Annotated in this window: 16 protein-coding genes; 10 read left to right on the forward strand and 6 right to left on the reverse strand. The window is 31.7% G+C overall.

The genetic code is table 11. The features are described from left to right. Positions 1–260: 260 nt before the first annotated feature. Positions 261–689 carry a hypothetical protein gene (locus DG435_RS02290; RefSeq protein ID WP_106791340.1) on the forward strand — a complete coding sequence of 143 codons (429 nt, stop codon included), beginning with the start codon at positions 261–263 and terminating at the stop codon, positions 687–689. Positions 690–941: 252 nt separating this feature from the next. Beyond that, entirely contained in the window at positions 942–2,114 is a 1,173-nt protein-coding gene (locus DG435_RS02295; protein ID WP_106791339.1) for a M12 family metallopeptidase, read from the forward strand. Between the two features lie 99 nt (positions 2,115–2,213). On the opposite strand, the gene DG435_RS02300 is transcribed toward DG435_RS02295, so the two are convergent. The 3 genes from DG435_RS02300 to DG435_RS02310 form a co-directional block, all read right to left on the reverse strand. After that, the gene (locus DG435_RS02300; RefSeq protein ID WP_106791338.1) at positions 2,214–2,831 is read right to left on the reverse strand and encodes a hypothetical protein; all 618 of its coding nucleotides are present in this window, start codon (positions 2,829–2,831) and stop codon (positions 2,214–2,216) included. A gap of 6 nt (positions 2,832–2,837) precedes the next feature. Next, entirely contained in the window at positions 2,838–3,326 is a 489-nt protein-coding gene (locus DG435_RS02305; protein ID WP_106791337.1) for an RNA polymerase sigma factor, read from the reverse strand. Positions 3,327–3,478: 152 nt separating this feature from the next. Further along, positions 3,479–4,141, reverse strand: coding sequence for a hypothetical protein (locus DG435_RS02310; RefSeq protein ID WP_159025457.1), 663 nt, complete (start codon positions 4,139–4,141; stop codon positions 3,479–3,481). A 361-nt stretch (positions 4,142–4,502) separates the two neighbouring features. Here DG435_RS02310 and DG435_RS02315 point away from each other — a divergent pair, with 361 nt between their 5' ends. After that, positions 4,503–5,762 carry a response regulator gene (locus DG435_RS02315; RefSeq protein ID WP_106791335.1) on the forward strand — a complete coding sequence of 420 codons (1,260 nt, stop codon included), beginning with the start codon at positions 4,503–4,505 and terminating at the stop codon, positions 5,760–5,762. Here DG435_RS02315 and DG435_RS02320 read toward each other — a convergent pair whose 3' ends face one another. Beyond that, complete coding sequence (locus DG435_RS02320; RefSeq protein ID WP_159025456.1) at positions 5,763–6,662, reverse strand: M23 family metallopeptidase; 900 nt, start codon at positions 6,660–6,662, stop codon at positions 5,763–5,765. 395 nt (positions 6,663–7,057) lie between these two features. Between DG435_RS02320 and DG435_RS02325 the strand changes: the two genes are divergently transcribed. Beyond that, positions 7,058–7,891 carry an OmpA family protein gene (locus DG435_RS02325; protein WP_106791333.1) on the forward strand — a complete coding sequence of 278 codons (834 nt, stop codon included), beginning with the start codon at positions 7,058–7,060 and terminating at the stop codon, positions 7,889–7,891. A gap of 151 nt (positions 7,892–8,042) precedes the next feature. Further along, positions 8,043–8,453: a DUF2541 family protein gene (locus tag DG435_RS02330; RefSeq protein WP_106791332.1), complete on the forward strand. Its 411-nt coding sequence runs from the start codon at positions 8,043–8,045 to the stop codon at positions 8,451–8,453. A gap of 48 nt (positions 8,454–8,501) precedes the next feature. Here DG435_RS02330 and DG435_RS02335 read toward each other — a convergent pair whose 3' ends face one another. Then, positions 8,502–9,716 carry a class I SAM-dependent rRNA methyltransferase gene (locus DG435_RS02335; protein WP_106791331.1) on the reverse strand — a complete coding sequence of 405 codons (1,215 nt, stop codon included), beginning with the start codon at positions 9,714–9,716 and terminating at the stop codon, positions 8,502–8,504. Positions 9,717–9,874: 158 nt separating this feature from the next. On the opposite strand from DG435_RS02335, the gene DG435_RS02340 reads away from it, so the two are divergent. Then, positions 9,875–11,395 carry a M20/M25/M40 family metallo-hydrolase gene (locus tag DG435_RS02340; RefSeq protein WP_369871663.1) on the forward strand — a complete coding sequence of 507 codons (1,521 nt, stop codon included), beginning with the start codon at positions 9,875–9,877 and terminating at the stop codon, positions 11,393–11,395. A 97-nt stretch (positions 11,396–11,492) separates the two neighbouring features. Here the strand turns inward: DG435_RS02340 and DG435_RS02345 are convergent, their stop codons facing one another. Further along, complete coding sequence (locus tag DG435_RS02345; protein ID WP_106791329.1) at positions 11,493–11,684, reverse strand: hypothetical protein; 192 nt, start codon at positions 11,682–11,684, stop codon at positions 11,493–11,495. Between the two features lie 540 nt (positions 11,685–12,224). Here DG435_RS02345 and DG435_RS02350 point away from each other — a divergent pair. The 4 genes from DG435_RS02350 to DG435_RS02365 are packed head-to-tail and all read left to right on the forward strand — an operon-like array spanning position 12,225 to position 14,367. Then, positions 12,225–12,536, forward strand: a complete 312-nt coding sequence (locus DG435_RS02350; protein ID WP_106791328.1) for a helix-turn-helix transcriptional regulator — start codon at positions 12,225–12,227, stop codon at positions 12,534–12,536. Positions 12,537–12,585: 49 nt separating this feature from the next. After that, positions 12,586–12,951 (forward strand): cupin domain-containing protein, encoded by a 366-nt coding sequence (locus DG435_RS02355; RefSeq protein WP_106791327.1) that lies wholly within the window; start codon positions 12,586–12,588, stop codon positions 12,949–12,951. A gap of 11 nt (positions 12,952–12,962) precedes the next feature. Then, positions 12,963–13,562, forward strand: a complete 600-nt coding sequence (locus DG435_RS02360) for a short chain dehydrogenase (RefSeq protein ID WP_106791326.1) — start codon at positions 12,963–12,965, stop codon at positions 13,560–13,562. A 19-nt stretch (positions 13,563–13,581) separates the two neighbouring features. After that, on the forward strand, positions 13,582–14,367 hold the full coding sequence (locus DG435_RS02365) for a PhzF family phenazine biosynthesis protein (RefSeq protein ID WP_106791325.1): 786 nt from the start codon (positions 13,582–13,584) through the stop codon (positions 14,365–14,367). The last annotated feature ends 55 nt before the right edge of the window (positions 14,368–14,422 follow it).

The raw sequence follows: 14,422 nt of genomic DNA on the forward strand, positions 1-14,422 counted from the left end.
TTATTTCCTCTCTAAAAACCTATCAATTCTATATACTTCAACCTACAAAACCAAGTAAACCACCTATACTAAAAGCACTAATTATTATCTATATTTTAATGGTTATAAGAATTATATCATTTTATGTTTCATTAACAATTATGCAAGTATTTAATCCATGTATAATATTAGAAAAATAGCGCTCATAAAACTCCTAGATTTGTATTTTGTTGAGTTTCTAACTACATTGTTACAGCAAAACAACTTAATATCAATAGATTATGGAAACAACAACAAAAACACCCTTATGGTTTTGGATTATTAGTGTCTTAGCACTTTTATGGAATATCATGGGTGTAATGGCTTATATTGGTCAAGCTTTTATGACAGATGAAGTAATAGCAACTTTACCAGAAGGAGAACAAAACTTTTATAATAATACACCGGCTTGGGTAACTGCTGCTTTTGCTATTGCTGTATTTGCAGGAACTATAGGTTGTATAGCATTACTCCTTAGAAAAAAATGGGCTTCTCCTCTACTTCTTCTTTCACTCATTGCTGTTCTTGCACAAGCTACATATAATTTCTTTTTACAGGATTTTGTAGAATTATCAGGTAACCGAGTTATAATGCCAATCATAGTTATAATCGTTGCTATCTTTTTAGTTTGGTTTTCAAGAAACTCTAAGGCAAAAGGATTGATTTCATAATAAGAAATCTTCATTTTACAATATTATATTATAACCTGAATCAATAATCTTGATTCGGGTTTTTTATGGATTTATTTTATATAAAAGTAAAATCATATCATATCGATTTCATTAAACATTTGAGTGGCATCCCCTATTTTAAGAAAGTTTAACGGTTTTTTTAACTTCATCTTAAAGACTAATTCGATATGTCACCAGTTTAAACAATGTGCACAGATTAAACTAAAATCGTAAACTCAAAAATTAAACTTAATGAAAACGAAAACCGTATTAAACCGATTTAAAATCGGAGCCCTGGCAGTTGCATTATCTTTTGCATCTTGTCAAAAAAATGAAGATTTTGATCAAAATCCAGATTCTATTGAAGGACAAGATCAATTTATCGAAAAGTATTTCTTAGGGGATCGCGTCCTTGTAAAAAAAGAAGATGATGGAACCTATAGTCTACAAGGAACTGATGCCAGGTTATTTGAAGATCAGTTAACTGATACAAAAGTTGCTCTTTCTGATAAACTAGAGCCAGATACTGGAATAAATGCAAAGTTAGGACTTGGTGGAGGTGTTCGTAAATGGACAAATAACACTATAGTTTATGTAATTAATGGGCTGAGTCAATCTGTGAGAAGTGAACTTCAAAAATCGATGGATGAATGGACTAGTAAAACTAATGTTCGTTTTAAAGAACGTACCAATGAATCAAATTATGTTACCATTAGTAGCAATGGAGATAACTGTAATTGTGGAGTTGCAACTCTAGGGATGAATGGGTCGAGAGGATTTATTCGTTTAGGTACCCGTACAACGGCTGTTGTGATTATTCATGAAATCGGACATACTTTAGGATATATTCACGAGCAAAATCGTTCGGATAGAGATAATCATATTATCATCAATTTTGACAATATCCAGAATGGAGCTGCTAGTCAGTTTTACAAAAGTAATTCTGCTACTTTGGTAACCAGAGATTTTGATATTAAATCTACAATGATGTATGGTAGCTATACATTTAGTAAAAATGGACAACCAACCATCACAGATCTTAATGGGAATGTTTTACCAAGAAGACAAGCTGCAATTTCTGCTCTTGATATTGAAGGGACTAATAAAGCATATCCTAAAGATGGTGATAATCCTCCGGTAGGAACAAACCCATGTGATGGTGTTGCAGAATGGGTAAGCGGTCAAAGCTATTCTGTTGGAGATAAAGTAACATACCGTGGATTCTTATACGAAAGAGATTTTACAAGATGGAATCGAATCGCAGAATGTAAAGACTCAACTCCAAGTGCGGATATTTGCGAAGGAGTTAACGAATATAACAGAAATAATAGTTATACAGCTGGAGATAAAGTAACCTATAACGGATTTTTATACACCTTAGGTACCAATGGAAGATGGAGTAATGGCGGACGTTGTGGTTCGTAAACATTTTTTGCCTTAAATTATTTGCCTTAAATTAAAAGTGAAAAAGGGTTGTCTAACGACAACCCTTTTTATATTAATAACACTTCTATACGGACTTTTTTATGATACATCAACATCTTCAAGATCCTTAAATAATGCCTCTGCAGAATTTATGTTATTATTATAACATCTACCCACCCAACGCACAAAAACAATAAAAAATATGATTGCAACCGGTATAGCAATTGCAAATGGCCAAAGAGATTTGGTTTCAGAAAATAAATCTTTGTTATTAAGGATCTTTGATGTAACAGGCATAATAACAAACATTAAAATAAATCCTAGGTAAAACCCCATTTTGGTAACAGTTTGAAAGCGTTTCTTACCTTTACTATATTCAAGTAATGTTTCCTTATAATTATTTGCTGCAATATTTACTTTTTTCATTTGATAAATCGATTTTAACGATAAAACCGGTAAAACTAGTAGTATAATTATTGATATTATTCCTGATGATAAGGTATACCAATTATCAAGCTTATTAAGATTGATTAATATCAATAGCACAACACCATAGCATATGATTGCCCCTATCATCTCTGGGTATGCTATTTTGTTTAATTTTTTCCTGTATTGTTCTTGTGTCATCATAATAATCATTTTATCAGTTAGCTTCTTTTGTTTCTCTATCTGGTCACTCATCTGAGACCAAACTGTTTGCATTTCTTCCAATTCCATCTTCTCTTATTTTTTTACAATTTGTGTTTTCAATTTTTGTTTAATCCTAGAAATTCTGGTTCCAACATTACTTGGAGACAGACCAGTTATCAAAGCTATTTCTTCATATTTCTTACCTTCCAAAAGCAGTAAAATCAATCCTTTATCTAATTCATTAAGGTCATGTATATGTGCATATAGTTTTTTCAATCGTTCTTCAAATTCTGTGTCATATTGTTCGGTTTGACGCATTATCACATCATACATTTCTATTTGATTCCCTCTTCGTTTTTCTTTTTTTAACCTTGTAATAGCAGTATTAAGGCCTACACGATACATCCAGGTACTAATTTTAGAATCTCCTTTGAAACTATCGTATGATTTCCATAACTGGTAAACAATTTCCTGATAGAGATCTTTTTGATCCTCGTAATTATTGGTATAAATGGTGGTTATTTTAAAAATAACTCCTTCATTCTCTTTAATAATTCGAGTAAACTCGTATTCTTTACTCATATAGGCCTACTTTTTCCTAATTAGTATAGGGTACATTAAAAAAATCACAAAATATTCTATAAATATTTTATGAAATACTGATTATACTTTTAAAATTTACTAAAAATAAGCTATCATAAATACAATGAGTAGCTCTTAAAAAGGTAAGTACTTTAATCTTTTACTACTATCAATGTAGCTTTAACGCCAGTGGTAAGATTCCATTCACTACTTGTAAGTAAGTTGCCCTTATCATCATAAAGATGAAACTCTGCGGTATTAGGGCCTGATTCTCCTTGATTTAGGGCTTGTATATCTATTTTATTAAATCCCTTAGCAAGATCAACCGAGATTCCTTTAAAATCTCCGGAGAGGAATATTTTTGAGACAATAACAGCATCATTAAGGTAGATCCTTACCACATCGCCATCTACAAACTGATGATCTCTATACATCAATCTTACAAATTCTCCATTGCTCTTAAAATCACCTAGATACTGATCACTTTTATACTCTTCTTTGATTTCATTATCTTTTTTAAACCACTTTGGAACAGCGTCTGTTTTGGGTTTAAAAAAACCATCATTACCAGTCATATCAAAAGTTGGCTTACTACGAGCATACTCAGTTAGTGCATCTGGAGTTTTATATAAAGACGAATCACTATTAAAATTAGGATCTAAACCCTTAGAGAGGCTATACTTATTTGTACTAAGATCACTTTTAGCATCAATTCGCAAAGAAGTAGAATTTTCTATTTGAGCATGCATTACCATTCCCATACATAACAAAAAAACTATAAAAAAATTAGCTTTCATTTCTTTTATGCTGCTCATTAATTTTAAGTAAAGATAAATATTATAGCCCTTTAAGACTGTTAATTCATTATAAAATCTTACATTTTATCAATCGATAACATTAATAAAGACGTTAACAATCTGTAATAATTACAAGTGTTTACACTATTAGTTCTGTCTGTTAACAATCAATTGATCTTATTTGAGATGTTTTTGTATCAATTTTCAAGAACCAAACATTTTAAAATACTATACAATTTAACTAGTAAACAATTGAATTTAAGCTTCTCACTCCAATAATTTTACGGTAAACCATAAATTATTGGAAATATGTAAAAAAATACACCAACAAACTTGTAAGATAAACCTTATATTTATTATTTTGTTGTTAAAAATAGGTATGATCTATTATGTTATTGGGGGAGTACTTCTGACCATGCTCCTTTTTTTGTATCTACAATACAGAAAAGTTTCCAAAAAACTTGATGAAAAGAATATAGAATTAAAGTCTTTAAACAAGAAAACAGTAAAACAGTTTCAATTGCAACAAAATCTTATTTCTATTCTTAGTCAGGAACTCAGAACACCCTTGTATGGAATAATGGGATTGACTAATCTTCTTGAAGAAGAACACCCTGATCTCAAAAATGATAAAAACCTGAAATCATTAAAATTTTCTGGAGATTATCTTTTTACCCTTATCAATAATGTATTACATGTTAATTTTTTGGATTCTGAAGAGATAACTGTACAAAATATATTATTTGATATAAAAGAAGTTACTCAAAACCTTATACACTCATTTAGTTATGCTACAGAGAATAGCGATAACGTATTACACTTTGAGTTTGATTCTGAAATAGATCATAAGATTTATGGAGATCCTGCCATTCTTTCTCAAATACTTATGAATTTGGTAAGTAATGCATTACGTTTTACTAAAAACGGTAATGTATATTTCTCTGTAATTTTAATTAAGAAAAAAGAAAACATATCTACTATTTCTTTTAAAATTAATCATGATGGGGATGAACTTTCAAAAGAAGACAAAAAATCTATCTACCAAGAGTTTATTAATGTAGGAAATGCGAAAAAAACATACTTGGGAACAGGAATTAATTCAAAAATAATAAACAGACTTGCTCTGGCATTAAATGCCGAAATTATTATCCAAAATGATTCTCATTTAGGATCTGAGTATGCATTGGTTATTGACTTTAAATCACAAGTTAGTAAAGAGACCATAAATCATAATAGCGCTTCTCTTAATAATCCCATAGCTTCAAAATTTAGAGTATTAATTGTAGATGATAATAAATTAAATCTCCTGGTTGCAGATAAAATATTATCAAAAGAAAACTTTGATTGCACCACTATAGATAATGGTTTTGACGCTATAGAATTGGTTAGAAAAAATGAATATGATGTAATTCTTATGGACATTAATATGCCAAAGTTAAATGGAATTGGCACAACAAAAAGAATACGCGAGTTTGATACAAAAACACCAATTATTGCTCTAACAGCAGTAGATGTTACCCAATTAAACAAACAGATTATACAAGCTGGACTAAATGATTATATATTAAAACCGTATAACAAAAATCATTTATTAGAAATGATTCACAGGCATATAGACAACCCAATACATACTCACTAATTAATTGATAATTATTTGCTGTCCAATCTTTAGCACCGAGTTATATTTTAGCGAATTGGTTTTACATATTTCAGAAACTGCCAATCCATGTTTATTGGCTATTCGATGAAGAGTATCTCCTTTACGTACCGTATAAATCTTTTTTTGCTCTTCTTTAATCTGCGCGATATCCTCCATAGTTTTATGAATAACTATTTTACTCATACGAGTAGATCTATGATATCTGGGTGTCATCCATTTCTTAGTCACAAAAAGAGTATCTGACCTAATTTTTGTATCACTAGCAAATTCGAATAAATACTCTGGATTAATACTTTTACCATGATATCGTACTTCTAAATGTAAATGACTACCTCTTGCATTCCCTGTTACACCACCTGTACCTATTGTTTGCCCTTTTTTAACCTCTTCGTTCTCTTTGATCAGCGATTTTGAAAGATGAGCATACACTGTCTCTAATCCATTATGATGCCTAACCACTACAGTATTCCCGTGTCCACCGTGATATCCGACATATCTAATTTTACCGTCTAATATTGACCTTACACTATCTCCAACCTGAAGATCAATATCTATACCTTGATGTGGTCGCCCTCTTCTCCATCCATAACGAGAGGTAACTACCATTTTACGGTCAACCGGAGGTGAAAAATCTTCATCCTGAAATGCTAACTGAAAAGGAAATGTAAGATCCTCATTCCAATATGGATTAAACTGTTGATTGTCCCATTTTGTAGTATATGCTACCAGATTTTCTTGTAAAATATCTTCTTCAGGAAGATAGCTACTATTCTTTTTGGGATAAATTGGTAAGCAGATGATCTCACCTTGTACGACTAACTTTTTATGATCAACTGGAATATTTTCTGTTTGCACAAAATTTTCCTGTGCAACTAACATTAGGAATGGTGAAAATATCAGGAAGTAAAATACAAGTCTCTTTTTAATTAAAAACATCAATTATCGTTATACTTTTTTAGTAATTAAAGTAGACCTGGGTGTTAGGATTTATTTTCTACAATATAACTGTAAAAATAATACGTTATTACAATAAGTTAATAATTTATTTTTTAACAAATACTGTTTTTTTTTCGACAATCGCTATAGAATTTTGATAATCAACCTGTTATTGAATATATGTTATACAGGGTTTCCGTACGTATTTTACGGGATACAATTTATTCTAAAAACCATTAACACTTTTTAAGAAATTGATATGAAAACATTAATAATTATTAAAACAATAAATGGTCGTAGTAGTAGTTAGAATAACACTAATTATTAATTAAATAACCATGAAAAGATCGTTCACATTTATTGCTTTATCAGGGGCATTAATCATGACATCGTGTGTGTCAAAGAAGAAGTATGTTGCATTAGAGCAAGAATTACAAGACACTCGTAGTACATTACAAAAAACAGCAGTTGAAAAAGATGAATTGGAAGGCAAGTTTGCTAAAATCGAATCCCGAGTAGCAGATTATAATGCTAAGATCAATTCTCTAAAAGATTCTAATGATGAAAAAATGGTAATGGTAGAAGATGTTGCAGCAATATCTAACAACACCAAAGAGAAGATGAAAGAAACATTAGCCAAAGTTGATCAACAAAAACTTCAGGGAGCTACGTCTCTAAAAGATTCAATGAATTTAGCGGTTTCACATAACTTAAAAAATTCTTTATCCGATGATTTAAAACAAGATGAAGACATCTCTATAGATATTGATAATACTGTAGTAATGATATCTATTTCTGATAAAATGTTATTCAATAGCGGTAGTTATAGAATAAGTAATAAAGCTGATGATATATTAAAAAAATTAGCTGATGTAATTAATTCTGAGCCAAGCATAGAAGTAATGGTAGAAGGTCATACTGATCCAAGAACGATTAGCAATGCAGTTGTGCAAGACAACTGGGACTTAAGTGTAAAAAGAGCAACATCTATTATTAGAAAACTACAATCTAGCTATAATGTTGATCCGGCAAAATTAATTGCTTCTGGGAGAAGTAGCTATAAGCCTCTTGTAGAGAATGATACTGAAGAAAATATGGCAATCAACAGACGTACAAGAATCGTATTACTACCAAATATGGATAAGTTTTTTGCGATGCTGTCTTCTAACTAATTATAATATTTAAATAACAGCCATGTTATTTATTAAAAACGAGATGGATCAACGTATTCATCTCGTTTTTTATTTTTATCTTATAAAGAATATAGATTAAACCTTTTTATTGTTAGAGTGTCTTAGTAACAAATCAAAACATTTTGAAACTATGAAAAATATAACACTACAAAAAATTCCTGCTTCTTTATTCTTATTAATAACTCTGCTAGTAACTAGTAGTTTTACCTCTAATGTATATAATTGGGAACACCTTGGTTCTAGAACAGTAAATTACAGATTAGATAAAGATGTTATTAAGGTAACTGCAAGAGAAGGAGGGTTTAAAAAACTTAAAATTAAGGTTACAGGAGGCTCTTTAAACATGCACAAAATGGTTGTTCAATATGGTAATGGAAAAAAAGATGTAATCCAATTAAGACATAATTTTTCTCGTAAAAGCGAAACCAGAATAATAGATCTTAAAGGTGGAAAACGTATAATTAGAGATATCACCTTTTTTTATGATACTAAAAACTTATCTCGAAAAAAAGCAAAGGTTCACGTCTTTGGAAAGCATTAAAGAAAAATAGTACCAGGTTTGTTTTACAAAACAAACCTGGTACTATTTTTAATCAAGTCTATAATATCCACATTTAAGATATGCTCCTTCAGGAAAGGAAATGGGATGATCAATATCATGATCAGTTTTTTCTAATAAACTAAAGTTTCTTCCCGATTTAAGAATACTCTCTTCAGAAATTTTAAAAAAGTCCTCGGCCAAAACCCTTGAAGAGCAAGAAGCCAAAATCAAAATTCCATTAGAAGATACCAAATGTGATCCTAGTTCTGCTAATCGAGCATAACTAATCATAGCTTTATGAATTTCACTTGCTCTTTTTGCAAATGATGGAGGGTCTATAACTACAATATCAAATACAGTTTTATGATCTATTAATTTCTGTAATCCCTCAAATGCATCTGCTACTATAACACTATGTTTTCCCTGGTGCATATTTAAGGCAACATTCTCTTTGGCCATACCTAAAGCTTGTTTACTAATATCTAAACTTATTACTTCCTTTGCGCCACCGTTTAATGCATGAACCGAAAATCCACCTGCATAAGAAAACACATCCAAAACGGTCTTATCGTAAGCTAGCTCCCCTACTCTTTTTCTATTATGGCGGTGATCAAGAAAATATCCAGTTTTATGACCTTTAATTACATTTGCAGAAAACAGGACTCCATGCTCTCTAAAAACAACAACTTCATTTTCTAGGACCCCATAGATTACCTGACCATCCTTAAGGTCATACACTTCCCCTTTGGACTGCAACAATCTGCTTAACCTAAGTACAACGCAGTTACATCCTGATATAGCAACCAAATGCTCTACTATCCAGTTTAAATAAGGAAACCAAATATGTGAGTATAGCTTAATAACAAGAACCTGATCATATACATCTGCAATACACCCAGGAAGATGATCATTCTCTCCAAATAACAATCTATAGCTATTTGTATCTGTCTCTAATAAAGGTGTTCGTTTTTTGTAAGCCTCAGAAATTTTTTCGATAAACCACTCTTCATTAATCTGAGCAGTTTTCCTAAATTGAATCAATTTAATGCGTATTGGAGAATATGGGTCATATAAACCACAAGCCAAAAAAACATTCTTTCTGGTATCATAAACGATCACCAGATCGCCTGCTTCTCCTTCTGTATTTTGCTTTATAATGCTATCTTCAAAAACCCAGGGGTGCCCTTGTTTTATTACCTTTTCTGCAGCTGGTTTTACCTTAACAGCAAGTCTTTTTGTTTTTATTTCAGGAACAATATTCATCGTATGCAAGGATAGTGATTATTTTGTTTCCCTAAAATGATTACATTAAATGAATTAAGGTTTTGTTAAATAAAAACCATGAAAATATTGATATGTCTAAATTGTGGTAATAAAAACTAATCAATATGAAACGCATACTCACACTTATCACAATTGCAATGTATCTTTCTTGTTTTGTAGCATCGGCTCAGGATAAAGATCCATTAATCGAAAAAATTATTAAAGAAGCAACAGAAAGTTCTCAATTAAAAGAATTGGCACATGAACTAATGGATGGTATTGGCCCTAGATTAGTCGGTACACCACAAATGCAACAAGCTCATGACTGGGCTGTTGCCAAATATAAAACCTGGGGAATTGATGCCAGAAATGAAAAATGGGGAGAATGGCGTGGATGGGAACGAGGAATCACTCACATAGATATGGTATCCCCTTGGATAAAATCTCTTGAAGCCACACAATTAGCTTGGAGTCCCGGTACTGCTAGTACTGGTGTTGTTGCCGAGTTAATTGTTATTCCTGAGGTAAAAGATTCGATTGCTTTTCAGAAATGGTTACCTAATGTAAAAGGTAAAATTGTAATGACATCTATGAATCAACCCACAGGAAGACCTGATTATAATTGGGAAGAATTTGCTACAGAAGAGTCGTTCAAAAAAATGAAAGAACAAAGAAATCAGCAAACAAAAGCATGGAGAGAAAACATTAAAAAAACTGGATACAATCGTCGAACTCTTGCCCCAGCTTTAGAACAAGCCGGCGCTGTAGGAATAGCACAAAGTAATTGGTCCAGAGGGTTTGGAGTTAACAAAATATTTAGTGCCCGAACAAAAAAAATACCCACAGTAGATCTATCATTGGAAGATTACGGAATGTTATATCGCCTCGTAGAACATGGTTCTAAACCAAAAATAAAGATCGTATCAGAATCCAAAGAACTAGGAATGATGCCTACATTCAATACGATTGCAGAAATAAAAGGAACCGAAAAACCTGATGAGTATATTATTCTTTCTGCACATTTCGATTCATGGGATGGAGGTACTGGAGCTACAGATAATGGAACAGGAACCATAACCATGATGGAAACTGCACGTATCCTTAAAAAAATATATCCAAACCCTAAACGTACCATACTTATAGGGCTTTGGGGAAGTGAAGAACAAGGTTTGAACGGGTCACGAGCTTTTGTTGAAGATCATCCAAAAATTGTTTCAGGTGTGCAAGCCTTATTTAACCAGGATAACGGTACAGGGCGTGTAGTTCGCTTATCGGGACAAGGATTCCTGCATTCTTATGATTATTTAGGAAAATGGCTAGAAGCAGTTCCCGAAAACATTACTAAGCATATAGAAACTACTTTCCCAGGAACTCCTGGTGGTGGAGGTTCTGATTACGCTTCTTTTGTATCAGCCGGAGCTCCTGCGTTTTCATTAAGTTCACTTAATTGGTCGTACTGGAATTATACTTGGCATACAAATCGTGATACATACGATAAAATTATATTTGATGATGTACTTAATAATGTAATTCTAACTGCAATTCTGGCGTATAAAGCCAGTGAAGATCCTAAAAAAACTTCGAGAGAAAAAAGTATATTACCTACAAATAAACGTACCCAAAAACAACGTACCTGGCCAGAATTAAGAAGTCCAAACAGAAAAGGAGGGCAAAACTAATTAGTATCAAATTAGGAATGTTCAATTACAATTAATACAAAAAAAACGAGACTGTATAATTACAGTCTCGTTTTTAAAATTGTTTCTTGAGTAATGATCAATACCAAAGGCAGCCTCCAGATCCGCCAATACCAATACAGATACCAGCTTCACAGAATGGACCTCCAGGAGCATGTTCACAGCACATTCTACCTCTTTGTGTACATGCGTAACGTCTTGCACCAGAGATTTTGCTTTGCTCCTCTTTACTTAGAGCTTTTACGCCATCCAGATTTAAGATAATTTTCATTTGTGTAAATATTTGTGGTTAATGAGTTTCAATATTAATTGATTAATTTACAGAATATTAATCTTAGTAAAAGTAACACAATTACGCAATATCCGGATACAGAAAAAACTCAAAAAAAGTACTGTTTAATATCAGAATGGTCATAAAAAAAGCATCCATCCCAAGATGTATCAGGATAAACGCTCTTATTTATATTGTTTGAATCAAGAGTTCTTTTTAAATATAAAAAACTCAATTATATGATTGGTTTAAAGCAAATAAAACCTTTTTTTAAAGCACCTATCTCAAGAAATATCAAGATATGCGCCCTATAGGTATCGTTAAAACTAATTTGCTTGTCTTCAAGAAATTATCCATTTCTTTACTGCCTACACTTACTAGACGAACATTGCTTTGTTTTGTTACACAATAAAATTGCATTGTTTCTCAAAATACTGATTATCAAATATATAAATAATAAAAAAATGACTGTTTAATATAAAACGGTCTATAAAATAGATTCACAACATATTTATAAAATTAAATATGTATATTTGTTGTATGAATAATGAAAGAATACTTGAAATAAATAAAGCCTTATCTAATGCCACTCGTTTAGATATATTAAAATGGTTAAAAGATCCGGAGGCCAATTTCCCTCCTCATAAAGATCTTGGACATTTTAATGATGGTGTATGTGGTCAGCATATTAAAGATAAATCGGGTTTGTCACAACCTACTATATCTCATTATTTAACCGGTATGTATAAAGCTGGTCTATTGATTACCACAAGACATGGAAAATGGACATATTTTAAAAGGAATGAACTTGTAATCAAAGAATTTTTAGAAGCCATAAACAAAGAGTTATAAAAAATTTAGATATACATATTTATAAAATTAAATATATAATAATATAAAAATGAAAATAGAAAAAATAAACATCGACGACAAATTATCTCTCTTTTCTGATCATTGGAATCCTCGAATTGTTGGGGAACTTAATGGACAACATGTAAAATTAGTGAAGTTTAAAGGTGAGTTTGTATGGCATAAACATGATAACGAAGATGAAATGTTTTATGTTATAAATGGTGAATTCAAAATGGAATTTCGTGATCGAACGGTACATTTAAAACCTAATGAATTTTTGATCATTCCAAAAGGAACAGAACACAGACCTGTAGCAGATAAAGAAGTTTCTGTAATGCTCTTCGAGCCAAATACCACAATCAATACAGGTAATACTCCTGGAAAGTTAACACAAGATAAATTAGAAACTATTTAAAAGGAAAGCTTATGAAAATCTTAGTTATTGGTGCTACCGGAACAATAGGTAGTGCGATTTATAACACTCTCAAAAATGAGTATAGTGATGTATTTGGTGCTCATCGAAATAGCAAGTCCTACCCTATTGATATTACAGATAAAACATCTATAAAAACGCTATTTGAAAAACTACCAAAAATAGATGCAGTAATTAATGCTGCGGGTACAGCTTCGTGGAAACCATTATCAGAATTAACAGAAGATGATTATTATATCGGGATACATAGTAAATTAATGGGACAAGTTAACCTTGTACATGTAGCAAAAGATTATATAAATGACAATGCTTCAATAACTTTAACAACTGGCATTCTGGCAGAACATTATGAACCCAATGCTGTAGGATTATCACTAGTAAATGGTGCTTTGCATAGTTTTGTTAATGCCGCATCAAAAGAATTAGATCGTGGAATTCGGTTAAATGTTGTTGCTCCTGGTGCTATCGCAGGAGATTTTCCAGAAGATCAAAAATTTGCAGGATACTATCCGGTTCATATTAAAGATGTAGTGGATAGCTACAAACAAATATTTAATAACAATAACACAGGTACTATTTATAAAAAATATTAAAAATAAAACATTTAGGCTCATGAAAATTTCAATGTACCAAATCGATGCTTTTACCAAAACCTTATTTGGGGGTAATCCAGCTGCAATATGTCATTTATCACATTGGCTAGACGATAAAACTCTACAGAATATTGCAGTAGAAAACAATTTAGCAGAAACAGGATATTTTGTAAAAAAGGACAACATCTATGAAATAAGATGGTTTATGCCTCATGCCGAAATTGACTTATGTGGCCATGCTACACTTGCATCGGCATATGTAATCTTTAACTATATTGATTCTTCTATCGACGAAATTACATTTTCTTCAAAAAGCGGGATTCTAAAAGCCAAAAAAGAAGACAATGGAGCAATTACATTAGATTTTCCTTCCAGACCACCTGAACCTATTGAAATTCCTTCTGAAATACACCAGGCTCTTAATGCAAAACCTATTGCTACTTTTGCTGCTCGTGATTTGGTAATCACACTTTCATCTGAAGAAGAAGTATTAAATGAAAATCCTAAACTCGATTTACTAAAGGACCTCCCCTATTTATGTATCATTATCACTGCCGAAGGAAAACATGCTGATTTTGTTTCTCGTGTATTTGATGCAAATGGTATTATTCAGCCCGAAGATCCTGTTACAGGTTCTGCTCATGCTTCTCTGGTACCGTTTTGGGCTAAAAAACTAGGAAAAAACAAGCTTAAAGCTCAACAATTATCTGCTCGTAGAGGAGAATTAGATTGCAAACTAGATGGAAACCGTGTTTTCCTTAGTGGGCACTCGGTTCCCTACTTGATCGGAGAAATTGAAATATAATCCAAGAATTGTTATTGAAATAAAATATGGGAAAACTAATTGTGAAAGTATAATT

It is taken from the genome of Aquimarina sp. Aq78 (assembly GCF_900299525.1).
Taxonomy (GTDB): Bacteria; Bacteroidota; Bacteroidia; order Flavobacteriales; family Flavobacteriaceae; genus Aquimarina.